Below are 21288 nucleotides of genomic sequence, written 5' to 3'. Positions count from 1 at the left end.
GCTCAGCGCGGGGAACGTCCGGCGCGACTTCCGCGTCGTTCTCGACCTCGCTGGCCTGGTGGGCAAGGAGTGGACGCCTTGGGGGCTGCGGCACAGCTTCGTATCGCTGCTCTCCGCCCATGACGGACCGATCGAGAACATCTCCCGGTTGGTCGGGAACACCAACACCGTGGTTACGGAGACCGTCTATCGCAAGCAGATACGGCCGGTGGTCCAAGAGAGAGCGATCGCGATGAACGACATTTCCCTGGTGGATTCCGAGCCGTTGTCACCCAGTTAGACACTCACGCCCCGTCTCCGAACACGGAGGCGGGGCGTTTCGCTGGTCTTGATCGGTGGGCAGGGGCGGGGTCGAACCGCCGACCTTCCGCTTTTCAGGCGGACGCTCGTACCGACTGAGCTACCTGCCCGCACGGCGCCGAACGGCGCCTCAGCGGTCCTGACGGGATTTGAACCCGCGGCCTCCACCTTGACAGGGTGGCGAGCACTCCTAGCTGCTCCACAGGACCTTGCTTCTTCTGTAGTACCCCCGGAAGGATACCGTGCCCCCAACGGGATTCGAACCCGCGCTGCCGCCTTGAAAGGGCGGAGTCCTAGGCCGCTAGACGATGGGGACTCCGACGGCCTGGCCGCCGTTGCCCTTGGCGCCTGCCGTCGGGGACTCCGTCAGCATAGGGGACAACCGCCCCAACCACCAAAGTGATTCCCTCTCTACCGCGGGCGGCTCGCCTGGGACGGGCGTGGTGAGGGGTTGAACGGGGTCGGGGTGAGTGGCGATCCCGACGGTGATTGTGCAGGTGACGGCATGATCGGGCGGTCCGGTTTGGGTTCCAGGGTGCGTTCGATCTGGGCGGAGGTGAGACCTAGGCCACCCAGGCGGATGTCGTCCCAGCCCTGCAGGCGGTGGGTGGCCCGGTTGAAGTACAGGACCGACATCTCGATCGGGGTGGGCTGTTCGTGTTCGAGGCCGCGCAGGCCGGCGCCGCCGGTCGAGCCCTGGATGAAGAGGCGGGTGCCGCTCGGCAGGAGCCGGGTGGAGCGCTGGTGGGTGTGGCCGGACAGGATGAGCGGGGTGGTGCCGTCGAACGCCGCTCCCTCGTTCGGGTCGTGGGCGAGGACGATGTCGGGGGTCTTGCCGAGGTACTTCAGCTTCTGCACTGCGGTCCGGCCGTACCCGAGCATCTCCTGGGCGCCCACCTGGTCGCCGCGGGTGGTCTTGTCGGGGGTGAAGCGTGGATCGGGGGTGCCGAAGATCCGCAGGCCGCCGACGTCCGCGATCTGGTCGTCGAGGACGACGGCGTTCTTCTGGCGGCGTACGCCCTTTTCGATCGACATGGAGTCGTGGTTGCCGCGGATGAAGACGTACGGGATCTTGAGCTTGCTGATGGTGTTCGCGAACTTGTCCTCGGTCTTGGTGCCGTGGTCGGTGAGGTCGCCGGTGTCGATGACGACCTGGATGTGGAACTGGCTCACGACCTGGCGGATGACGCCCCAGGCGACCGGGTTGAGGTGGATGTCGGAGACGTGCAGGACGCGGATGGTCGTGGGGTCCGGTTCGTACGTCGGCAGGGTGGACGTGACGTCGTACAGGCGGGACATGTTGCCGACGAGCCGGGCCAGTTGCTCCCGGTAGGCCCCGATGCGCGACACGATGGTCTTGGCGTCGCCGACGACCTGTGGGGCGCTGGCGAGGATGCCGGTGAAGCGCGGCTCGGCGACCGACTCGGGGTTGAACGTCAGGCCGCCGATCAGGCCGACGATCAGCAGGCCGGAAAAGGCGCTGACGGTGGGCCACAACACCCCCCGCCAGTTGCGGAAGATGAGGAAGCCGGCGAGCGCCGCGCACGCGAGGGCGGCCACGGTGGCCTTGATCGCCATGACGATGAACGCGTGCCGTACGTCGCCGCCGATCGTGTCGGAGAGGCGGTCGAAGGCCGCGGGGTCCTCGATGAGGGTTTTGGCGCGCTCGGGTCGGAGGCGGGTCACCTGGGCCTCGATCCGTACCGGGCCGGCGTGGCTGTTGAGGCGCAGCGTGCCCAGCGGGGGGATGTCGATGACCGTGCCGCCGGACATCGAGGGGTGCAGCGCGAAGTCCACGTCGGCGGGGCCGACGTCGGTCTGGGCGTGCCCGCCGACCAGGAGGCCGATCCAGCCGCCGATCAGGCCGACGGCGATGACCGCCGTGATGCGTCCGGCGAGACGTACGCGGCGCCGGGCGGTGAACCGACGCAGTTCGTTCCATGCTCGGGTCAACACGTTGGTACCTATGCTCATCCGGGCCCTCATCCACGCACAATGACGACGTGATCGATATAACGCGGGCGGAGTTCGAGGATCTCGTCGCCGAGGCCCTCGACACCATCCCCGAGGCTCTCACCACTCTGATGGACAACGTCGTGGTGATGGTCGAGGACGACGCACCCGAACCGGGGCTGCTCGGACTGTACGAGGGCGTGCCGCTGACCGAGCGCGGCGACACGTACGCCGGGTATCTCCCGGACCGCATCACCGTCTACCGTCGGCCCCTGCAGGCGATCTCCCGGACCCGCGATGACCTGGTGAAAGAGGTACGAGTGACGGTGGTTCACGAGATCGCCCACCACTTCGGCATCGACGATGAGCGATTGCACGAACTCGGCTGGTGATCCCGATTGCGCACGTTGGGTCACCTTCTTTGAACGGAGCGTGAGATAATCCGCGCAACCGGCCGTCTGCGGGTGGTGGCCGGACGACGTTCACCGGCAGGGGAGCGCGCGTGGGAAGACATCGGCGGCCGTTCGATCGCCAGGTGACCTATCGGGAGGTTTTCGGAGTCGGTGAGTTCCGCTCGATCTGGCTCGCCCAGACGCTGTCGTACATCGGCGATCAGCTCGCCCAGATCGCTCTCGCGGTGCTCGTCTACAACAACACTCATTCGGCGTTGCGGACGGCGGTCGCGTACGCCCTGACCTATCTTCCATCGATCATGGGCGGGCCGGTGCTGTCGGTCCTGGCAGACCTGGTCCCGCGCCGCCGCGTGATGATCGTCTGTGACGTCGCGCGGACGGGCATCGTGGCGCTCATGGCGCTGCACCGCATGCCGTTCGCGGCGCTGTGCTTTCTGATCTTCTGGACCGTGCTACTCGGCGCGCCGTTCACCGCCGCGCGGGCCGCCCTGCTGTCCGAGGTGCTGCCCGGCGACATGTACGTCGTCGGTTCCGCGATCAACAACATCACCCACCAGCTCACCCAGACGCTGGGCTTCCTCGTGGGCGGAGCGGTCATCTTCGCCGTCGGCGCGCACCATGCCCTCGCGCTCGACGCGGTCACGTTCGCGATCTCGGCGGCCATCCTGCTGGCGGGCGTACGGCCGCGGCCCGCGCCGCGCCCGGAGGGCCGTAAACGCGCGTCGCTGTGGAGCATCACGGGCCAGGGCGCACGCCTGGTGTTCGGCGACCGTACGCTCCGGCCCCTGGTGTGCTTCGCGTGGCTGTGCGGGTTCTACGTGCTGCCGGAGGGGCTCGCCGCGCCGTACGCCAGGACGTTCGGTGCGAGCCCCGTGATCGTCGGGCTGCTGATGTCGGCGATGCCGTGCGGCATGGCGGCCGGGGCGTTCGCCTACAGCCGGTTCGTCCGCCCCGACGACCGCCTGCGGCTGATGGGCTGGATGGCGATGCTGTCGTGCGCACCGCTCGTGGGCGCGGGGCTGCGGCCGCCCCTGTGGGCCCTGATCGTCCTGCTGGCGCTGTCCGGCGTCGGCAGCGCGTATCAGATCGCGGCCAACGCCGCGTACGTCGCCGCCGTGCCGCCCGCCGGGCGCGGCCAGGCGTTCGGGCTGGCGCAGTCCGGCATCCTGGCCAGCCAGGGCATCGGCATCCTGATCGGAGGCGCGCTGACCCAGGCGCTGGGGCCGGAGCCCGTCGTCGCCCTGGCGGGGATCGCCGGCCTGTCCGCCGCGACGATGCTCGCGATGTCGTGGACGCGGATCAGGGGAGAGGTGATCGCCTCGAGCCAGGAGCGGGCGATGAGCGCCGCGGCCTAGGGACCCTAGGCCCGGGTCTGCTTGTTGATCAGGTCCTGGGCGATCGAGGTCTCCTTTCCCTCCTCCGGGATGATCAGCGTGGCGGCGACGTACAGGAGGATGCCCGCGCCACTGGTCAGAAGGGTCAGGACGGCCAGCACGATCCGTACGATCGTCGGGTCGACGCCGAAGTACTTGCCGGCACCGGCGCACACTCCGGTGATCATGCGCCCCTCGCGGGCGCGGCTGAGACGGCGCGGTTCGCTGCCGTCGGTGTGGAAGGTGTTCTCGCTCATGGTTCGATCGTGCCCGCGGCGGGCGCAGATCGCCATGGGGGCTTGCCCTGAGGCGTCCCTGAGAGCCCCCTGATCGCCGGATCGGCACATCGACGTACGCTTTGCCTGCGAGGCGCCCCTCCGCCGTCTCGGCGTCCGGGGAGACCCTGGGAGGACCGATGGATCTGCTGCGCGTCGATGATCAGCTCACCGATGAGGAGCGCCTGGTCCGCGACACCGCCCGGCGCTTCGCCGCCGACCGGATCGAGCCGCACGTCGCCGACTGGTTCGAGGAGGGCGTCTTCCCCGCGGCCGAACTCGCCCCCGAACTCGGCGAGCTGGGGTTCCTGGGCATGCACCTGTCCGGGTACGGCTGCCCCGGGGCCGGCGCGGTCGCGTACGGGGTCGCCTGCCGGGAGCTGGAGGCCGCCGACTCCGGGCTGCGCAGCTTCGTGTCCGTGCAGGGGTCGCTCGCCATGACCGCCATCCACAAGTACGGCTCGGAGGAGCAGAAGCAGGAGTGGCTGCCGCGCATGGCCGCGGGCCGGGCCATCGGCTGCTTCGGGCTGACCGAGCCCGACCACGGCTCCGACCCGGCGAACATGCGGACGCACGCCAAGCGCGAAGGCTCCGACTGGATCCTGAGCGGCTCCAAGATGTGGATCACCAACGGCTCGATCGCCGACGTCGCGGTCGTCTGGGCGCGTACCGACGACGGCATCCGCGGCTTCCTCGTCCCGCGAGGCACCCGCGGGTTCACGACCCGGGACGTCCACAAGAAGCTGTCGCTGCGCGCGTCCGTGACCTCGGAGCTGACCCTCGACGACGTACGCGTGCCCGGCGACGCGCTGCTGCCCGCCGTGAAGGGCCTCAAGGGGCCGCTCGGGTGCCTGTCGGAGGCGCGGTACGGCATCATCTGGGGCGCGGTCGGAGCGGGCCGTGCGTGCTACGAGACGGCCGTCGAGTACGCCCGCACGCGCGAGCAGTTCGGCCGGCCGATCGGGGCGTTCCAGCTCACTCAGGAGAAGCTCGCCTGGATGGAGGTCGCGCTGGGCCAGGCGGGCCTGGTCGCCCTCCACATCGGACGGCTGAAGGAGGCCGGGAAGGTCACGCCGCAGCAGGTGTCGTTCGGCAAGCTCGCCAACGTACGGGCCGCGCTGGACGTCGCCCGCGAGGCCCGCTCGGTCCTCGGCGCGAACGGCGTCACGCTGGAGTACCCCGTGATCCGGCACATGACCAACCTCGAGTCCGTCCTGACGTACGAGGGAACCCAGGAGATCCACACGCTGGTGCTCGGCGAGGCGATCACGGGCCTGTCCGCCTACCGCTGACCGGCTGCCAAGATCCGGCAAATTGCCGCATATGACCTGATCACGGTAGTGGTGCGCCGCGTTTGACCTGCGCTCACGTACGGGAATGTCTGCTCTCGGTGATGGGCCGAGTCGGATCCGATCGACCCGCGAGCCGCCGCTCCAAGGGAGGTCGGGCCATGACGACGCCGCGCATGACGCTCACCTCGGGATGGCTGACGTTCGCCGGCATCCTGGTGATCGTGACCGGGTTCTTCAACCTGATCGACGGACTGGTCGCGCTGTTGCGGTCGGACTACTACATGGTGACCGACCGCGACATCCTCTTTCTCAACTTCACCACGTGGGGGTGGATCTGGCTGATCCTCGGGGCGGTCCAGATCATCGTCGGAGCCGGCATCCTCGCCGGCCGGATGTGGGCGCGCGCGGCCGGCGTGGTGCTGGCCGTCCTCGCGGCACTCGGCCATCTGGTCTTCCTCCGAGCATTCCCGGTGTGGTCGGTGCTCGTCATCGCGTTCTGCGTCATCGTCGTGTACGCGCTGACCGCCCCACCCCGAGGTTCCAGGGCCGCCTGACCGCGTCCACCACGGCTTCCGTGTCGGTGTTCCGCCGGGGGCGACGCGGCAGGCTTCGGCGACGGCCTTCGGGCCGCTCGTCGAGGAGCGGCGTGCGCACGGCTTCGCGGCCAAGCCGTCGCACCCGCTTCGAGCGACTCGTGCCGTCGCTCGAGATGCTCCTCTATCGGCCCACGATCTGCAGGTAGTGCTGGTTGTACATGACGCCGAGGACGTTACCGAACGGGTCGACCACGGAGGCGGTGACGAATCCGGGACCGCGCTCGACCGGCTTCTCGTACGCCGTGGCGCCCAGGGACAGCAGCCGCGCGAAGGCGGCCTCGACGTCGTCCACATGCCAGTAGGTGACCGCGCCGCCGGCCTCATCCGGGCGGGGACGGGGGGCGAAGCGGCGGTCGATGATGCCGAGCTCGTGCTCGTAGTCGCCGACGCGGAACTCGGCGTAGGCGAGCGTGCCCTCGATCGGGCGCGTGAAGTACGGCTCGACGCCGAGCAGTTCGGTGTACCAGCGGGCGGCGGCGGTGACGTCGTCGGCGTAGAAGCTGACGGTGGTGAGGCCTCGCAGCATCGGGCGGTTCCCTCCTGTTGGTCGCTCCTTGGGGGACATCGCCCATCCTCCGCATCAAAGTGCTCATCTACTGAGCACTTTGATGGAGAATTCTGGTCATGCGCGCCGACCGTCTCGTGGCCGTTCTGCTGTTGATGCAGACCCGTGGCCGAGTGACCGCGGCCGACCTGGCCGCCGAACTCGAGGTGTCGGTCGCCACCGCCCGCCGGGACCTGGAGGCGCTCGCGGCGGCGGGCGTTCCCGTTTATCCACAGCCCGGTCGCGGCGGCGGCTGGTCCCTGGTGGGTGGTGCCCGCACCGACCTCAGTGGTCTGACGGCGGCCGAGGCGCAGGCGCTCTTCCTGCTCGTCGGCCCCACCGCGGCCGTTTCGCCCGCGGCGAGAGCGGCGCTGCGCAAGCTGATGGGAGCCCTGCCCCGGACTTTCCGGGCCGACGCCCAGGCCGCCACCGACGCGACGATGGTCGACCCCGTCCGGTGGGGCGAACGCGACCGTCCCCGGCCCGCGACGGTCGACCTGCTGCAGACCGCCGTGATCCACCGCCACAAGGTCCGCCTCACCTACGCCGGACGCACCGGGGAACCGACGGTACGGCTGGTCGACCCGTGGGGCCTGATCGACAAGGACGACGTCTGGTACCTGCTCGCGGGGACCGACCGAGGACGGCGGACGTTCCGCGTCGACCGGATCATCGAGGCCGAACCGACCGACGAGCCCGCCGAACGCCCCGACGACTTCGCCCTCACCGCCGCCTGGCAGGAGGTCGTCGACGAGATCGAACAGCGGCGGTCGCGCACCTGGGCGACGGTGCTCATCGAGGAGCGGTTCGTGCCGATCCTGCGCGACCGGTTCGGACGGCACTGCCACCTCGACGGCGAACCCGACCACGGGCGGGTACGGGTCCGCCTCGCCGCTCCGACGCCTCTGGACATCGCCCGCCACCTCGCCGGCTGGGGAGCGCTGGTCGAAGTCGTCGAACCCCGCTCCGTCCGGCACGAACTCGCCCGCATCGGCGCCGAGCTCGTCGGACGCTACGCCGACTGACCCCGCCTCGTCCGGGGTGAACCGCAGGCCGAGCGGCCACCTGGCGAAGGCGACCGGGCGGCCATCGATCACGCCGCGGCCACTCCAGAGATCATTTTGTTATCGGAGGCGGCCGAACGGCCCTCACCGAGTCAGCGTCAGACCCGCCATCGGGAGACGATCTCGGGTGCCTGAAGTGCTCACCGGATTTCTCGATCGAGCAGGATGTTTCGGCGGTGTGGAGGATCGCGCGGTGACCAGTCGAGTTCTGTTGCCCGGCGACCCACGGTGTCTCGGCCCGTACGAGCTGTTGGGACGTCTGGGGGCGGGTGGCCAGGGCGTCGTCTACCTGGCACGACGGGCCGACGATTCCGATGCGTCCCCGCAGCGCCTCGCGGTGAAGATGCTCCGGCAGGACCTGGCGATCGACGACGCGGCGCGCGCCCGATTCGTACGGGAGGTCGCGGCGGCGAAGAAGGTCGCTCGTTTCTGCACGGCGCAGGTGGTGGACGCCGACGTGACCGGCGACACCCCGTACATCGTCAGCGAGTACGTCGACGGCCCGTCCCTGCAGCGGCTGATATCGGAGAAGGGGCCGCGGGACGGCGCCGATCTGGAGCGGCTGGCGATCGCGACCGCGACCGCGCTCGTCGCCATCCACGACGCCGGGATCGTGCACCGCGATTTCAAACCGCACAACGTCCTGATCGGCCCGGACGGGGCGCGGGTGATCGATTTCGGTATCGCGCGCGCGTTGAACGCCGGCACCACGGCGCCCGGCCGGATCTTCGGCACCCCGCCGTACATGGCGCCCGAGCAACTCACCGACGGTCTCATCACGACCGCCACCGACGTTTTCGCCTGGGCGTCGACCGTCACCTACGCGGCCTGCGGGCACCCGCCATTCGGCAATGACACGCTCGAGGCCGTCGCCTCCCGCATCCTGACCCATGAGCCCTTCCTCGGCGGCCTGGAGAGGCCGCTGCGCGATCTCGTCGTCGCCTGCCTGGCTAAGAACCCCGACGATCGCCCATCGGCCCAGCAGGTGCTGCTCCGTCTTCTCCGGCGCAGCCAGGCGGTCGCCATGCCCGCCGGCGATGCCCTTGAGCCGGCCACCGCGGTCATGCTGGTCGAAGGCACCGCGCTCGCCGACCCCACGAGGACCGCTCCGGTCCTGGCGAGCGGGGCACTCGGCGCGCACCGGAGCGCGGCGGACGTACCGTCCGGGACCACCATGGCGCCGGCGCCCGGTGACTCCGGCCCTGACACCTCGCCGCTGTCCCGACAGGCGCCGCCTCAGGGGCCCGCGTCCGGCGAGACGCCCGGCGCGGCGAGGCCGGGCCGCCGGAGGCGGCGCGTGGTCATCGTGTGTTCCGTGGCGGTCGCCGCCGTGGCCGTCGCGGCGACGATGGCGGTTCGCGGCATCGCCCATCGAGGACCTGACGCCACCCAGGCCAAGGCGGTCAACGAGCTTCTGGGCTCGCACCTGGCGGCGGGGAACCCGCTGACCGGGAACTCCACGACCTGTGCCGACGTCGCCGCCACAGTTCCGGCGTTCGAGCAGCTCGTCGGGGACCGCGGGCGGGAACTGGCCCAGGCGAGGACCCTGCGGGTCGACCGGTTGCCGCAGGGCGCCGAGCTGCGGCAGGCCATCGTCGACGCCTACCAGTCCTCGCTCGACTCCGACCAGGCCCACCTCGCGTACGCCCAGCAGGTGGCGGTGCGGGGATGCGGCACGCAGAACGCGCCGCAGACCGATGACCAGCGGCGGGCAATCGTCGCCGACAACCAGGCCGGCCCCGCCAAACGGCGGGTCGTCGCGCTGTGGACCCCGATCGCGAAGAAGGCGCACCTGTCGATCTACAGGTGGAACGACGTCTAGACCTGGCCGGCGGCCGGCTCTTGGTGCGGGAGTCGGCCGGCTGGGTCAGGTGGCGGCTACCTCCGGTCGGGCATGGTGGCTTCTCGGGTGCGCGGGTGGGCTGCGCGGGGACGCATGATGAGTGCGGCGACGTAGTAGGTGCACGGTGTGGAGCCCGCGTTGGCGTAGGCGTGCGTGACGTCCGCGGCGAAGTAGGCCGAGTCGCCCTCGTTCAGGTCGATGGCCGTGTCGGCGATGGTCAGCCGGAGGGTGCCGGACTCGACGACGATGTACTCGTGGGAGCCCGGGGCGTACGCCGGGAAGCGGCCGGCGTCGCAGTCCGGTGGCAGCGTCGTGCGGATCCATTCGAAGTTCACTCCCGGCACGACGGGTGACAGGATCGTCCGCCGCCACCCGCCGCGTTCGTCGATGCCGTCCTGGTCGGCGGCGCGGCGCACGATGACCCGGTTGTCGTCGGGCTGAGCGACGAGATCGGCGAGAGGCACATTGAGGCCGTCCGCGATGCGGGCGAGAACCACGATCGTGGGCGCTTTTTGCCCGCGCTCGACCGAGGACAGCATGCTCACGCTCACGTCCGCCGCTTCGGCCAACTGCTGAAGGGTCAGGCTCCGGTCGTGCCGCAACGCCTGGATGAGCCTGCCCAACACCACGAGATCCAGCATTCCTCTATAATGTCAGTAGATTTCGCTATAGAGAAACGAGCGCGCCGTGACAGCTCCCCAGGTGGTCATCCGCCCCGCGGTCCAGGCGGACCTGAAGGCCATAGCCGAGGTCTTCGCGCACTATGTCTCCCACACCGTGATCACCTTCGAGCAGACCCCGCCGACGGTCGTCGACTGGCGGCAGCGGCTCGACGACCTCACCGCCCGTGGCCTGCCCTTCCTGGTCGCCGAATCGTCCGGCGACGTGGCGGGGTACGCCTACGCCACGCCATGGCGTCCCAAGCCAGCCTACCGCCACACGGTGGAGAACTCGATCTATCTCGCCCCGGACCTGACCGGCAGGGGCCTTGGGAGCGCGCTGCTCGGCGCCCTGGTGGACCGGTGCGCCCAGGCGGACATGCGCCAGATGATCGCGGTCATCGCGGACAGCGGAAGCCGGGCCTCGGTCGCGCTGCACGAGCGGTTCGGCTTCACCCACGCCGGCCGGCTGACCGGCGTCGGTCACAAACACGGCCGCTGGATCGACACGGTGCTCATGCAGCGGGCCCTGACCGCAGGCTAATCGGAGATCAGACGGAACACCGGATGGCGCGATGCCTCGGCGACGAACTGTTCGTCGGTCGATTCGAGCGTGACGTCGAAGTACGCGCGGGTGATGGGGACCTCCCGCAGGTACTGCCGAAGGACGGGAACGCTCTCCTCGGGGGCCACCTCGACGACGCGCAAAGTCTCCCGATACCGCCCGCGGGCGAGCTGAACCTCTCCCGCGACACGAGCATTACGCACCCAGTTGCTGACGCCGTAGGCGGCCACCAGCCATCGCTGGTCACCGTTCCGCATGACGTCGACCGGGGTTGAGCGCGGTTCGCCGGTCTTCCTGCCCCGCACGGTCAGTATGTGCCGGTAGCTCTTGCCCCGTCCGAGGCGGGTCATCACCCCGAAAACGCCATTGATGAACTTCGTGCCGGCTCCGACACGGTAGGTCTTGGCCACTGTCCGCTCCTTCGCCGTCCTCCCGACCCTGAAGGACCGGAATTTTCATGTGAGTTTCTGGGAGTTTCCGACCGCTGGGCGCCGCGGCCTGCGGTTTCCGGCGGATGGGGCTCCTTATTCACATGGCGCTCCCAGACTCGTACAGATCTGTCCCAGAGGAGCGGATCACTGTGAGGTGGTGCGCGACGACGGCGCGCACCACGTACACGATCGGCTCTGGAGTCATGATGATCGAAGTCCGCGGACTCACCAAACGCTACGGCGAGGTCCGGCCGCAGGGGTACCGAATGCCCCGCCGCGGGGCGATGTTCCTGCACTGCCTGAAGGCCGAGTGGATCAAGATCCGTACCATGCGGTCGACGGTCTACATCGTCCTCGGCACCCTGGCGATCGGTGTGGGTCTCGCCGCGCTGAACGGCACGTCCGCCGGGCGCGAATACGCGACCATGACGGCCGCCGACCGGGCCGCATTCGACCCACTGGCCACCAGCCTGCGCGGTTATCTGCTGGCGCAGATCACGCTCGGTCTGCTGGGCGGTCTGGTGATCACCTCCGAGTACGGTGCCCGCACGATCGTCAGCACGCTGGCGGCCGTGCCGCGCCGGGCCCGGGTTCTGGCCGCCAAAGCCACGGTCCTGATGGCGGTCACACTGCCGGTCGGGCTGCTGGTGTCCTTCAGCGGCTTCCTCGTCGGGCAGGCGGCGCTGGCGGGCGCGGGCACCCCGCACCTCCACCTGTCCGATCCTTCGGCGCTACGCGGCATTCTTGGCGGTGGGCTCTATCTGATGCTCGCCGGCCTGTTCGGGTTCGCGATCGGGACGGTGCTCCGTAGCACGACGGCGACGGTGACGACGCTGTTCGGCACGATGCTGATCGTGCAGGCGTTCGCGCCGGCTCTGCCCGGGGCGCTCGGCGACTGGGTGACGAAATACTGGCCGCCCATCGCGGGCGGCCAGATCATCACCGGCCACCATGACCCGGCGCTGCCGGCTCCCTGGGCCGGGCTCGCCGTCATGGCCAGTTGCGTCGCGAAAATGCTGATAACGGCGTTCGTCGCCTTCCGCAAGCGGGACGCCTAGCGACGACGCCCTGTATCCGCCCGCTGACCAGTCGTGAACGGACCTACCGGTCGGCGTCGGGAATGTCCCAGCGGGCGAGGTCGCGCAGCCAGGCCCGCGCCGTACTGTCGGACGGCGCGCGCCAGTCGCCGCGCGGTGAGAGGGAGCCGCCGGCCGAGACCTTCGGCCCGTTCGGCATGGCCGACCGCTTGAACTGCGCGAACCCGAAGAAGCGGCGGCAGAAGACCTCCAGCCAGTGCCGGATCTCCGGCAGGTCGTAGGCCGCCCGCTTGGACTCGGGGAAGTTGGGCGGCCAGGCGCCCGCGGCCCGGCCGTGCCAGGCGTGCCAGGCCAGGAAGGCGATCTTCGACGGCCGGAAGCCGTGGCGCAGCACGTGGAAGAGCGTGAAGTCGTGCAGCGCGTACGGGCCGATCTTGGACTCGGTGGACTGCAGTTCCTCGCCCGGCACGAGCTCCGGGCTGATCTCCGTGTCGAGGATCGCGGCCAGCGTCTCGCCGGTCTCCTCGTCGAACTGCCCGCTGCCGACGACCCAGCGGATCAGGTGCTGGATGAGCGTCTTCGGCACCCCGGAGTTGACGTTGTAGTGGCTCATCTGGTCGCCGACGCCGTAGGTGCACCAGCCGAGCGCCAGCTCGGACAGGTCACCGGTGCCTAGCACGATGCCCCCGCGCTGGTTGGCCAGCCGGAACAGGTAGTCGGTGCGCAGCCCGGCCTGGACGTTCTCGAAGGTGATGTCGTACACCGGCTCGCCGGAGGAGAACGGGTGGCCGAGCTCCTCGAGCATGAGCCGTGCGGTCGGTGCGATGTCGAGCTCGGCCGCGGTGACGCCGAGCGCGCGCATCAGCTTGTGGGCGTTCTCCTTGGTGTGCTCGCTGGTCGCGAAGCCGGGCAGGGTGAAGCCCAGGATGTCGCTGCGAGGGCGGCCGGCACGGTCCATCGCCCGGGCGGCGACGATCAGCGCGTGCGTGGAGTCGAGGCCGCCGGACACCCCGATGACGACCTTCGGGTCGCCGATCGCCGACAGCCGCTGCTGCAGACCCGCGACCTGGATGTTGTACGCCTCGTAGCAGTCCTGGGCGAGGCGGTCGGGGTCGGCCGGCACGAAGGGGAACCGCTCGACCCGGCGTTTCAGCCCGAGGTTCGTCATCGGCGGGTCGAGCCGGAACTCCACCTGCCGGAAGCCTCCGGTACGCGCGGCGTGGACGCGGCGGTTGTCGTCGAAGGTGCCCATCCGGTGGCGCTCCTGCCGCAGCAGGTCGAGGTCCACGTCGGCCACCGCGTACTGGTCGCCGAGCGGGAACCGGTCGGTCTCGGCCAGCAGGACGCCGTTCTCGTAGATCATGGTCTGGCCGTCCCAGGACAGGTCGGTGGTCGACTCGCCCAGGCCGGCCGCCGCGTAGACGTAGGCGGCGAGGCAGCGCGCGGACGCCGAGCGGCACAGCAGGCGCCGGTCCTCGGCCCGGCCGACCGTGATCGGGCTGCCCGAGAGGTTGGCGAGGACGGTCGCGCCGGCCAGCGCCGCCTCGGCGCTCGGCGGCACCGGCACCCACATGTCCTCGCAGATCTCCACGTGCAGCACCAGGCCGGGGACGTCCTCCGCCGCGAAGAGCAGGTCGACGCCGAACGGAACGGTCGCGCCGCCGAGGCGGATCGTCCCGCCGCGCTCGTCGTCGCCTGCGGCGATCTGCCGCCGCTCGTAGAGCTCCCGGTAGTTCGGGATGAAGGACTTGGGCGTGACGCCGAGGATCCGGCCGCGGTGCACGATCACCGCGCAGTTGTAGATCCGGTGGCGATGACGCAGCGGGGCGCCGACGACGAGTACCGTCATCAGCTCCGCCGACCCGGCCACCACGGTCTCGAGCGCCTCTTCGACCTCGTCGAGCACCGCGTCCTGCAAGAGGAGGTCCTCGATCGAATAGCCGGTCAGGCAGAGCTCCGGGAAGACCGCGACGGCGACCCCCTCCTGCGCGCATCGGCGAGCCTGCCGCAGCACCGCGTCCGCGTTGGCGGACGGGTCGGCGATGGCGGCGTGGCCGGTGCACGCGGCGATCCGCGCGAAGCCGTGTTGATAGATCGACCAGAAGTTCACCCAGTCCTCCGAAGGATGCCCCGGCCTCCAAGCCGGGGAGGGATTTGGGCTCTGCCAGAACCGTCCCGGCCGAGGTGGGACGGTCCAAAAACGGAATTCACCGCAATTCGACGAACTGCTTTACGTGCGCACACAACGTCTGTAAGTTCACGGTCATGCGTACGGCGTACAAGTGCCGGGCCTACCCGGACCCCGAACAAACGGCGGTGTTCAACCGCACGTTCGGGTGCGTGCGTCTCGTGTGGAACAAGACCCTTGCCGAACGCCACGCGGCGTATCACGAGCGTGGCCGCAAGACCTCTTACAAGCAGACCGACGCTGCTTTGACGGCGTGGAAGAAGACCGAGGACCTGGCGTTCTTGTCCGAGGTGTCGTCGGTTCCGCTGCAGCAGACGCTGCGGCATCAGCACGCGGCGTTCGCGAACTTCTTCGCCGGCCGCGCCAAGTACCCGCGTTTTAAGAACCGCAACGCCCGGCAGTCTGCGCATTACACCCGCTCGGCGTTCCGAATGAAGAACGGCGAGCTGCAGTTGGCCAAGACCACCACGCCGCTGAGGTTCGTATGGTCCTTCGACGTGGACCCCGCCACGCTCAATCCCACCATGGTCGTCATCTCCCGAGATCCGGACGGCCGCTGGTACGTGACGTTCGCCATCGACACTCAAGCGCCCGAGCCCGTGGACGAGGTCGGGCACGCCATCGGCGTCGATCTCGGGATCAAGGACTTCGCGGTCACCTCCGACGGGGAACGCATCGCCAACCCCCGCCACCTGGAGCGCAAGGCCCGCAACCTGGCCCGCTATCAGCGGCGCATGGCCCGCTGCCAGCGCGGGAGCGCCAACCGGCGCAAGGCCAAGGCCAAGGTCGCCCGCGCCCACCGCAAGGTCCGCAACGCCCGCGCCGACTTCCTGCACCGCACCAGCACCAACCTGATCCGCCGGGCCGACACGATCGTCATCGAAGACCTCGCGGTCACCAACATGGTCAAGAACCACAAGCTGGCACGCGTCATCATGGACGCGGGGTGGGGGGAGTTCCGCAGGCAGCTTGAGTACAAGGCCGAACGCGCCGGACGCACCCTCATCGTGATCGACCGCTGGTACCCCTCCTCCAAGACCTGCTCGGCTTGCGGGCATCTGCTCGCTGAGCTGAGCCTTTCGACCCGGCGCTGGACGTGTCCGGGCTGCCGTACCCGGCATGACCGGGACATCAACGCGGCCAAGAACCTCCTTGCGGCTGGTCGAGCCGTAGCCGGGAACAGTCCCGGTGATGTCTGTGGAGCTGGTGTAAGACGGCAAGGGTCCTCCCTTCCGCAGTCGGCGCTGAAGCAGAAACCCCGCGCTGCGAGGCGCCCGGCGTAAGCCGGATCGGCCCCAAGGCCGACGGGACTCCCCCTCCTTCGGGAGGGGAGGAAGTCAATGGGACTCCGAATTAAGCCAGGGCCTGCGTCCCGGTCCGGTCGGGTGTGTTCCCGTGACACCCAGGACCACCGAGTAGAGGCTGGTCTGCGCGGCGATGAAGAGACGGTTGCGCTTGGCTCCGCCCCAGGTGATGTTGGCAACCGTCTCGGGGATGACGAGCCGCCCGATCAGAGTGCCGTCGGGATCGTAACAGTGCACTCCGTCGTCCATCGCGGCCACCCAGAGCCGGCCGGCGTCGTCGAAACGGATGTTGTCGAAGCGGGCCGCCGTACGGTCGGCGGCTTCGGCGAAGATCTCGCCGTCCGACAGAGTGCCGTCATCGCGTACGTCGAAGACCCGGATGAAGCCCGCCCGGGTGTCGGAGACGAAGAGCCGCCGTTCGTCGGCCGAGAAGACGAGGCCGTTCGGGGCGCCGAAGCAGTCGGCGACCAGCCGCACTTCGCCGGTGGCGGGATCGATGCGGTAGACGTTGTTCGAGCCGATCTCGCTCTGCGCGCGATAGCCCTCATAGTCGCTCCTGATGCCGAAGTCCGGGTCGGAGAACCAGATCGAGCCGTCGGACTTGACCGTCGCGTCGTTCGGGCTGTTCAGGCGCTTGCCCTGCCAGCGGTCGGCCAGCACCGTGACCGTGCCGTCGTGTTCGGTCCGTGTCACGCGGCGGTTGCCCTGCTCGCAGGTGATCAGCCGGCCCTGGTGGTCGAGGGTGTTGCCGTTGGTGTGCCCGGCGGAGCGGCGGAAGACGCTGACGGCGCCGGTCTCCTCGTCCCAGCGCAGCATCCGGTCATTGGGGATGTCGCTCCAGATCAGCTGCCGCCAGGCGGGCAGGTAGATCGGCCCCTCGGCCCAGCGGCAACCGGTGTACAGGACCTCCAGGTCATCATCACCGCTCATCCGGAACCGGTCGTCGAGCATCTCGTACAGCGCTGGGCGCAAGCTGGGCATGCGGATCCTCCCCATCCAGGTATAGGGCGAATCTAACGGGGCCTCGCCCGCCACGAGGCCCCGGTCACCGTGCCGCGACCCTGAGGCCTAACGCGTCATCGACGGGTCCGGCACGGTGGCGCGTGCGGGCGGCGAAGGGCGGGTGCCCGCCGCGCGCCGAGTCCGGGCGAGGGACGCGAGTCCGGACAGGAACAGGAGGGCGCAGGCCCAGGCGAACCAGTCGCCGAACCTCGTGTACACCGTGTCGGCCGAGCGGGTGGGCAGCGCGGTGACGACGGAGACGAACGGCGCGTCCGCGCTGTGCGCCTCGGCCCGGATCCGGCCGTGTGCGTCGCTCACGACCAGATCGCCGTTCCGCGCCGCGCGGGCCACGGTCAGCCCGTTCTCGACTCCTCGGGTCACCGCCATCCGGCCGTGCAGCCAGCGGTCCCGGTCGAAGTCCCAAGCGGGTACGAAGAGCGTGGTCGCACCGCTCTTGCGGTAGTCGCGCACCAGGCCCGGCAGGTCCAGATCGAAGCAGATGGCGATCCCCCAGCGGGAGCCCGAACCCGGCACGAACGCCTTCCGGGTCCCGGGCTGGAAGTCGCTCTCCAGGCCGGGGATGAGATGGCGCTTGAAGTACTCGACCGGCCGGCTTCCGTCCGCAGGGACGTCGATGGCCGTGTTGCGGAGGACGCCGGCCCGCTTGAGGATCAGCCCGGCGATGATGTCGACGTGCCGCTCGGCCGCGAGCCGTGCGAGCGGTGTCGTCAGGGCGGGCAGCGTCGCGTCGTCGGCGATGAACGCCTTCTCCGGCATGACCACGACCCGCGCGCCGCGTGCGGCGACGTCCGGGATGCGCGCCAGGTACCGCCCGAGAAGGGCGCGTCCCTCCGGTGAGGCGACCGGGACCCAGCCGTCCCGGTCGGTCGCGAGCAGCGCCACCTTCTCGGCGCCTTCGCCGTCCGGCGTGCGCAGCCGCCAGGCGCCGTACCCGACCGTCAAGGCCAGGATGACGGCAGCCGTGACCGCCACCCGCATCCGCCCGGCCGCCCGCGGCGTGAGGAGCGCGGCGGCGGCCGCGGGAACTCCGAGGAGCAGGAAGGTGATTCCCCACGGTCCGGTGAGCGAGGCGGTCTGCAGGACGGGCAGGACGTCGGCCTGGGTGTAGGCCAGACTCCACCATGCCCCGTTCGGTGACACCACCGAAACCGCGTACTCGATGGCGACCCAGGCCGCCGGCACGACCGCGGCGGCCGTCAGCGGACGCCCCCGCAGCACCAGCGCCCGCCACAGGAGAACGACCAGCCCGAACAGCAGCGCCGATCCGACGATCGTCGTGACGGCCATCGCCGGCGGGACCCGCACGGTGTGCAGGAAGTAGCCCCACATCGTCGTCTCGCCGCCGAGCCACGCGGCCGACGCCGCGAAGAACGCGGCGCGAGCGCCGACGCGGGAGGCGAGGACGAGCACCGGCAGCGGTGCGAGCCAGGTGAGCCAGGGCACCGGCGTGAGCCCGGTGCCGAAAAGGAAGAGCGTCGTCGACAGCGCGGTTGCGGCGAGCACCACGGCGAGACGCCGAATCGGTGAGTTCATCGTGCGGCCTCCTTCTTCAGCCGCACCGACGGTCCCGGGTCCGGCCTGGACGCACATCGCCGAAGCGAGCGATCCGCCTGCCGTTCGCACGGACGAGCCGTCTCGCTCGCAGGAGTGAGACGGCCATCGGCCGGGCGAGGGAGGTGACGGCGGATGCCGCGCGCCTACTCTTTCCGGGTCCCTCTCACACCTCGGAGCCGGTCATGCGGGCGAACATCCTCAATCCGTCGCGGGCCGACGTCGCGATCGCCGCCGTGGTCACCGTGATGACGGTGACGCCGGCGATCGTCCCGCACCGGCAGCCGTGGTGGTTCATGGTGCTCGCCGCCCTGATGTCGGTGCCGGTGCTGTGGCGGCGCCGCGCCCTTCTCACCGTCGGGGCGGTCGTGGGCTCCGCGACGACGATCCTCGCGATCGCGGCGAAGTCGTTGCCGCACGCCCCGATGCTGCTGCTGCCGTACGGCGTGCTCGTGTGGACCTGCACGTTCGCGGTGCGGGATCTCTCATCGGTACGACGCGCCGGGGGCCTCGCGGGCCTGGCCGTCGGCGTGGCCGTGTCGCTCATCGTCCCGCACGAGGATCTGGAGACCTACCGCTACCTCGTCACCGCGATCGTCGCCGCGTACGCCGTCGGCGTCGGGGCGCGGGCCCGGCGGGCCGCCCGGAACGCCGAACGGGAGCGCGAACGTCGCGTCCGCGAGGAACGCGTCGCCGCGGTCGAACGCGAACGCACCCGGATCGCCCGCGACATGCACGACATCGTGACTCATTCGGTCGGCCTCATGGTGATCCAGGCGGAGACCGGTCCGCTGGTCGTACGCGATCACCCGGAGAAGGCCGAGGCGGTCTTCGAGGGGATCGCGGAGGCCGGACGGGACGCGGTCGGTCAGCTCCGCCTGATCCTCGGCGCGCTGCGCGGAAGCGACGCGCACCACGGCGCCGGTGGTCCCGGGCCGCAGCCGGGGCTCGACGCGCTGGCTACCCTGCTGGACAACGCCCGCCGGGCGGGCCTGGACGCCTCCACGGACGTGCGCGGTGAGCCGCGGCGTCTTCCCGCCGACGTGGACATCGCCGCGTACCGGATCATCCAGGAGGCGCTGACCAACACGATCCGGCACGCGGGAGCGAGGACCGTCCGCGTACGGCTCCGCTGGTCCGGTGAGACCCTGGAGATCGAGGTCGCCGACGACGGCCGGGGCGCGCGGGAGCTACGGGAAGGACACGGCATGATCGGGATGCGCGAGCGGGTCACGGCCTGCGGCGGCCGGCTGGCCGTCCGGCCGGGGCACCGGGGGTTCACCCTCACCGCGACGCTGCCGATCGGATGACGGCATGCTGCGTGTGCTCGTAGCCGACGACCAGGATCTGTTCCGCGGCGGCTTCGCGATGATCCTCAATGCCCATGACGACATCACGGTGGTCGGCGAGGCGGCCGACGGCGCCGAGGCCGTCGCGAAGGCGGTCGAGCTGGAGCCGGATCTGGTGCTCATGGACATCCGGATGCCGGGCGTGGACGGCGTCGAGGCCACCGCGCAGGTGTGCCGGAGGACGGACGCCAAGGTTCTCGTCCTGACGATGTACGACGTCGACGAGTACGTCTACGACGCCCTGCGCGCCGGAGCCAGCGGCTTTCTGCTCAAAGACGTGCGGCGTGACGACCTCGTACGCTCGGTCCGCCTGGTCGCCGAGGGCGAGTCGCTGCTGGCCCCTGCGATCACCCGGCGCCTGATCGCCGAATTCGTCGGGCGGGGGCAGGCGCGGCCCCGGCTACGGCAGCGCCTCGGCGAGCTGACCGATCGGGAGATGGAGACGCTGCGGCTGCTCGCGCGCAGCCGGTCCAACGCCGAGATCGCGGCGGATCTCGTGGTCACCGAGCACACGGTCAAGACCCACGTCAGCAATCTGCTGACGAAGCTGGACCTGCGGGACCGGGCACAGGCCGTCGTCTTCGCGTACGAGTCCGGTCTCGTCGTCCCCGGCGACCACGAGGACGCAGTCCCCTAGGGGTGCCCGGTGGATCTCCGTCCGGCTGCGAGACACTCGCTACGAACAAGATCCACCGGACACCTCCCAGCCGTATTCCGACACCGGGCGGCGCGGGGCTCCCTATGTGGTGGTGCACACCCAGGTGGTCCAGCGGCCGCCGCCCGCGTTGGAGATGGCGTTGCTCTCGGCTTCGCTCCGGGTGTCGCCATGACCGCCCCAGTACCTGTTGGTGCTGGAGTTGTACGCGATGGCGCCGCAGCCGTTGACGAATGTCGTCAGGACCTTGCAGCTGGAGCGGGGGCACTCATTCATCGCTCGCCGTTGGGCGGCGGACGGGGAAGTGTAGTCCCAGGCCTTGCCGGTGCTGCCATCGCTCGCCACGGCAATGGCTCCCCAGTGCTGAGGCGGCGGTGAGTACGTGTCAGGCGGAGAGTACGGCGTATAGCTGGGCATCGTCGGCGGGCTGTAGGTGGGCGGCGTCGGGAAGTCCGGCACCGTGGGGCTCGCGATCGCCACCCTGTGCCCCGAAGAGCCGACGTCGAATGCCAACAACAGGATGCCGCCGCCGCCGATCAGCACCACGAAGGCCGCGACGACGATGATGATGACGACCGCCGCGTTGTTGTTCGGCCGCTGCGGCGGACCCGGAGGCCCCCATCCCGGGGGTCCGGGCGGGCCGGCCGGAGGCCCGTAGGAGGGCGGCTGACCGCTGTACGGTGGCTGCGGGGGTTGCACGGGTGACCCACTCCCCAGATGCGTCAATGTCCGGAAGATCGTACCGGTTCATGATTACGAAGCAGGGCTAAGACGTCACTTCCGGCAACTCGGTTCCAGGTCGCCCCGGCGGTCGCCATCCGTTCTGACGGGTCGATGCCTCCCTCGGCGTGCAGGACGCCGCCGTGCTCGCCG

General features: G+C 69.9%; 21 protein-coding genes and 3 tRNA genes. 12 read left to right on the top strand and 12 right to left on the bottom strand.

The window, feature by feature from the left end:
- Positions 1 to 58 precede the first annotated feature (58 nt).
- Positions 59 to 280, top strand: a complete 222-nt coding sequence (locus tag AB0I04_RS42665; protein ID WP_360898269.1) for a hypothetical protein — start codon at positions 59 to 61, stop codon at positions 278 to 280.
- Positions 281 to 336: 56 nt separating this feature from the next.
- On the opposite strand, the gene AB0I04_RS42660 is transcribed toward AB0I04_RS42665, so the two are convergent.
- The 4 genes from AB0I04_RS42660 to AB0I04_RS42645 form a co-directional block, all read right to left on the bottom strand.
- A tRNA-Phe gene (locus tag AB0I04_RS42660) sits at positions 337 to 410 on the bottom strand.
- Positions 411 to 434: 24 nt separating this feature from the next.
- Positions 435 to 509, bottom strand: a tRNA-Asp gene (locus AB0I04_RS42655).
- Positions 510 to 543: 34 nt separating this feature from the next.
- Positions 544 to 616: transfer RNA gene (locus AB0I04_RS42650), tRNA-Glu, on the bottom strand.
- Between the two features lie 95 nt (positions 617 to 711).
- Positions 712 to 2274: a metallophosphoesterase gene (locus AB0I04_RS42645; RefSeq protein ID WP_360898267.1), complete on the bottom strand. Its 1563-nt coding sequence runs from the start codon at positions 2272 to 2274 to the stop codon at positions 712 to 714.
- Positions 2275 to 2303: 29 nt separating this feature from the next.
- On the opposite strand from AB0I04_RS42645, the gene AB0I04_RS42640 reads away from it, so the two are divergent.
- Both AB0I04_RS42640 and AB0I04_RS42635 read left to right on the top strand, forming a co-directional pair.
- Positions 2304 to 2645 (top strand): metallopeptidase family protein, encoded by a 342-nt coding sequence (locus AB0I04_RS42640; RefSeq protein WP_360898265.1) that lies wholly within the window; start codon positions 2304 to 2306, stop codon positions 2643 to 2645.
- A 110-nt stretch (positions 2646 to 2755) separates the two neighbouring features.
- Positions 2756 to 4021, top strand: coding sequence for an MFS transporter (locus tag AB0I04_RS42635; RefSeq protein ID WP_360898263.1), 1266 nt, complete (start codon positions 2756 to 2758; stop codon positions 4019 to 4021).
- 5 nt (positions 4022 to 4026) lie between these two features.
- On the opposite strand, the gene AB0I04_RS42630 is transcribed toward AB0I04_RS42635, so the two are convergent.
- A complete protein-coding gene (locus AB0I04_RS42630; RefSeq protein WP_360898261.1) occupies positions 4027 to 4296 on the bottom strand; it encodes a PspC domain-containing protein in 270 nt (89 codons plus the stop codon).
- Positions 4297 to 4454: 158 nt separating this feature from the next.
- Here AB0I04_RS42630 and AB0I04_RS42625 point away from each other — a divergent pair, with 158 nt between their 5' ends.
- Both AB0I04_RS42625 and AB0I04_RS42620 read left to right on the top strand, forming a co-directional pair.
- Complete coding sequence (locus AB0I04_RS42625; RefSeq protein WP_360898259.1) at positions 4455 to 5606, top strand: acyl-CoA dehydrogenase family protein; 1152 nt, start codon at positions 4455 to 4457, stop codon at positions 5604 to 5606.
- A gap of 158 nt (positions 5607 to 5764) precedes the next feature.
- On the top strand, positions 5765 to 6160 hold the full coding sequence (locus AB0I04_RS42620) for a hypothetical protein (RefSeq protein WP_360898257.1): 396 nt from the start codon (positions 5765 to 5767) through the stop codon (positions 6158 to 6160).
- 163 nt (positions 6161 to 6323) lie between these two features.
- Here the strand turns inward: AB0I04_RS42620 and AB0I04_RS42615 are convergent, their stop codons facing one another.
- Complete coding sequence (locus tag AB0I04_RS42615; RefSeq protein WP_360898255.1) at positions 6324 to 6728, bottom strand: VOC family protein; 405 nt, start codon at positions 6726 to 6728, stop codon at positions 6324 to 6326.
- Between the two features lie 98 nt (positions 6729 to 6826).
- Here AB0I04_RS42615 and AB0I04_RS42610 point away from each other — a divergent pair, with 98 nt between their 5' ends.
- Positions 6827 to 7771, top strand: coding sequence for a WYL domain-containing protein (locus AB0I04_RS42610; protein ID WP_360898253.1), 945 nt, complete (start codon positions 6827 to 6829; stop codon positions 7769 to 7771).
- Positions 7772 to 8003: 232 nt separating this feature from the next.
- Positions 8004 to 9632 (top strand): serine/threonine-protein kinase, encoded by a 1629-nt coding sequence (locus AB0I04_RS42605; RefSeq protein ID WP_360898251.1) that lies wholly within the window; start codon positions 8004 to 8006, stop codon positions 9630 to 9632.
- A 56-nt stretch (positions 9633 to 9688) separates the two neighbouring features.
- Here AB0I04_RS42605 and AB0I04_RS42600 read toward each other — a convergent pair whose 3' ends face one another.
- Positions 9689 to 10294, bottom strand: coding sequence for an XRE family transcriptional regulator (locus tag AB0I04_RS42600; protein WP_360898249.1), 606 nt, complete (start codon positions 10292 to 10294; stop codon positions 9689 to 9691).
- A 46-nt stretch (positions 10295 to 10340) separates the two neighbouring features.
- On the opposite strand from AB0I04_RS42600, the gene AB0I04_RS42595 reads away from it, so the two are divergent.
- On the top strand, positions 10341 to 10856 hold the full coding sequence (locus AB0I04_RS42595) for an N-acetyltransferase family protein (protein ID WP_360898247.1): 516 nt from the start codon (positions 10341 to 10343) through the stop codon (positions 10854 to 10856).
- Here the strand turns inward: AB0I04_RS42595 and AB0I04_RS42590 are convergent.
- Positions 10853 to 11287, bottom strand: coding sequence for a nitroreductase family deazaflavin-dependent oxidoreductase (locus AB0I04_RS42590; RefSeq protein WP_360898245.1), 435 nt, complete (start codon positions 11285 to 11287; stop codon positions 10853 to 10855). The genes AB0I04_RS42595 and AB0I04_RS42590 overlap by 4 nt on opposite strands.
- A gap of 224 nt (positions 11288 to 11511) precedes the next feature.
- Between AB0I04_RS42590 and AB0I04_RS42585 the strand changes: the two genes are divergently transcribed.
- Positions 11512 to 12366: an ABC transporter permease gene (locus AB0I04_RS42585; RefSeq protein ID WP_360898243.1), complete on the top strand. Its 855-nt coding sequence runs from the start codon at positions 11512 to 11514 to the stop codon at positions 12364 to 12366.
- Between the two features lie 43 nt (positions 12367 to 12409).
- Here the strand turns inward: AB0I04_RS42585 and AB0I04_RS42580 are convergent, their stop codons facing one another.
- Complete coding sequence (locus AB0I04_RS42580) at positions 12410 to 14455, bottom strand: NAD(+) synthase (protein ID WP_360898241.1); 2046 nt, start codon at positions 14453 to 14455, stop codon at positions 12410 to 12412.
- A 155-nt stretch (positions 14456 to 14610) separates the two neighbouring features.
- Here AB0I04_RS42580 and AB0I04_RS42575 point away from each other — a divergent pair, with 155 nt between their 5' ends.
- On the top strand, positions 14611 to 15816 hold the full coding sequence (locus AB0I04_RS42575) for an RNA-guided endonuclease TnpB family protein (protein WP_360898239.1): 1206 nt from the start codon (positions 14611 to 14613) through the stop codon (positions 15814 to 15816).
- Between the two features lie 54 nt (positions 15817 to 15870).
- On the opposite strand, the gene AB0I04_RS42570 is transcribed toward AB0I04_RS42575, so the two are convergent.
- The gene (locus tag AB0I04_RS42570) at positions 15871 to 16818 is read right to left on the bottom strand and encodes an SMP-30/gluconolactonase/LRE family protein (protein ID WP_360898237.1); all 948 of its coding nucleotides are present in this window, start codon (positions 16816 to 16818) and stop codon (positions 15871 to 15873) included.
- 87 nt (positions 16819 to 16905) lie between these two features.
- Positions 16906 to 18393 (bottom strand): nitrilase-related carbon-nitrogen hydrolase, encoded by a 1488-nt coding sequence (locus AB0I04_RS42565; protein WP_360898235.1) that lies wholly within the window; start codon positions 18391 to 18393, stop codon positions 16906 to 16908.
- Positions 18394 to 18596: 203 nt separating this feature from the next.
- Between AB0I04_RS42565 and AB0I04_RS42560 the strand changes: the two genes are divergently transcribed.
- Together AB0I04_RS42560 and AB0I04_RS42555 are read left to right on the top strand one after the other, a co-directional pair.
- On the top strand, positions 18597 to 19721 hold the full coding sequence (locus AB0I04_RS42560) for a histidine kinase (protein WP_360898233.1): 1125 nt from the start codon (positions 18597 to 18599) through the stop codon (positions 19719 to 19721).
- Positions 19722 to 19725: 4 nt separating this feature from the next.
- Positions 19726 to 20397 carry a response regulator transcription factor gene (locus tag AB0I04_RS42555; protein ID WP_360898231.1) on the top strand — a complete coding sequence of 224 codons (672 nt, stop codon included), beginning with the start codon at positions 19726 to 19728 and terminating at the stop codon, positions 20395 to 20397.
- 102 nt (positions 20398 to 20499) lie between these two features.
- Here AB0I04_RS42555 and AB0I04_RS42550 read toward each other — a convergent pair whose 3' ends face one another.
- Positions 20500 to 21114, bottom strand: a complete 615-nt coding sequence (locus tag AB0I04_RS42550; RefSeq protein ID WP_360898229.1) for a DUF4189 domain-containing protein — start codon at positions 21112 to 21114, stop codon at positions 20500 to 20502.
- Positions 21115 to 21288 lie beyond the last annotated feature (174 nt).

The organism is Actinoallomurus sp. NPDC050550, from assembly GCF_040655075.1.
Taxonomy (GTDB): Bacteria; Actinomycetota; Actinomycetes; order Streptosporangiales; family Streptosporangiaceae; genus Actinoallomurus.
Note: the sequence above shows the minus strand (reverse complement) of the source record. Positions and strands in the feature narration are given on the sequence as shown.

What these genes read in the sequence shown, in the direction of transcription:
- AB0I04_RS42645 (WP_360898267.1), bottom strand. Translation starts at nt 2,274, where the DNA reads ATGAGCATAGGTACCAACGTGTTGACCCGAGCATGGAACGAACTGCGT.
- AB0I04_RS42615 (WP_360898255.1), bottom strand. Translation starts at nt 6,728, where the DNA reads ATGCTGCGAGGCCTCACCACCGTCAGCTTCTACGCCGACGACGTCACC.
- AB0I04_RS42585 (WP_360898243.1), top strand. Translation starts at nt 11,512, where the DNA reads ATGATGATCGAAGTCCGCGGACTCACCAAACGCTACGGCGAGGTCCGG.
- AB0I04_RS42555 (WP_360898231.1), top strand. Translation starts at nt 19,726, where the DNA reads ATGCTGCGTGTGCTCGTAGCCGACGACCAGGATCTGTTCCGCGGCGGC.
- AB0I04_RS42620 (WP_360898257.1), top strand. Translation starts at nt 5,765, where the DNA reads ATGACGACGCCGCGCATGACGCTCACCTCGGGATGGCTGACGTTCGCC.
- AB0I04_RS42630 (WP_360898261.1), bottom strand. Translation starts at nt 4,296, where the DNA reads ATGAGCGAGAACACCTTCCACACCGACGGCAGCGAACCGCGCCGTCTC.
- AB0I04_RS42610 (WP_360898253.1), top strand. Translation starts at nt 6,827, where the DNA reads ATGCGCGCCGACCGTCTCGTGGCCGTTCTGCTGTTGATGCAGACCCGT.
- AB0I04_RS42625 (WP_360898259.1), top strand. Translation starts at nt 4,455, where the DNA reads ATGGATCTGCTGCGCGTCGATGATCAGCTCACCGATGAGGAGCGCCTG.
- AB0I04_RS42560 (WP_360898233.1), top strand. Translation starts at nt 18,597, where the DNA reads ATGCGGGCGAACATCCTCAATCCGTCGCGGGCCGACGTCGCGATCGCC.
- AB0I04_RS42565 (WP_360898235.1), bottom strand. Translation starts at nt 18,393, where the DNA reads ATGAACTCACCGATTCGGCGTCTCGCCGTGGTGCTCGCCGCAACCGCG.
- AB0I04_RS42575 (WP_360898239.1), top strand. Translation starts at nt 14,611, where the DNA reads ATGCGTACGGCGTACAAGTGCCGGGCCTACCCGGACCCCGAACAAACG.
- AB0I04_RS42570 (WP_360898237.1), bottom strand. Translation starts at nt 16,818, where the DNA reads ATGCCCAGCTTGCGCCCAGCGCTGTACGAGATGCTCGACGACCGGTTC.
- AB0I04_RS42600 (WP_360898249.1), bottom strand. Translation starts at nt 10,294, where the DNA reads ATGCTGGATCTCGTGGTGTTGGGCAGGCTCATCCAGGCGTTGCGGCAC.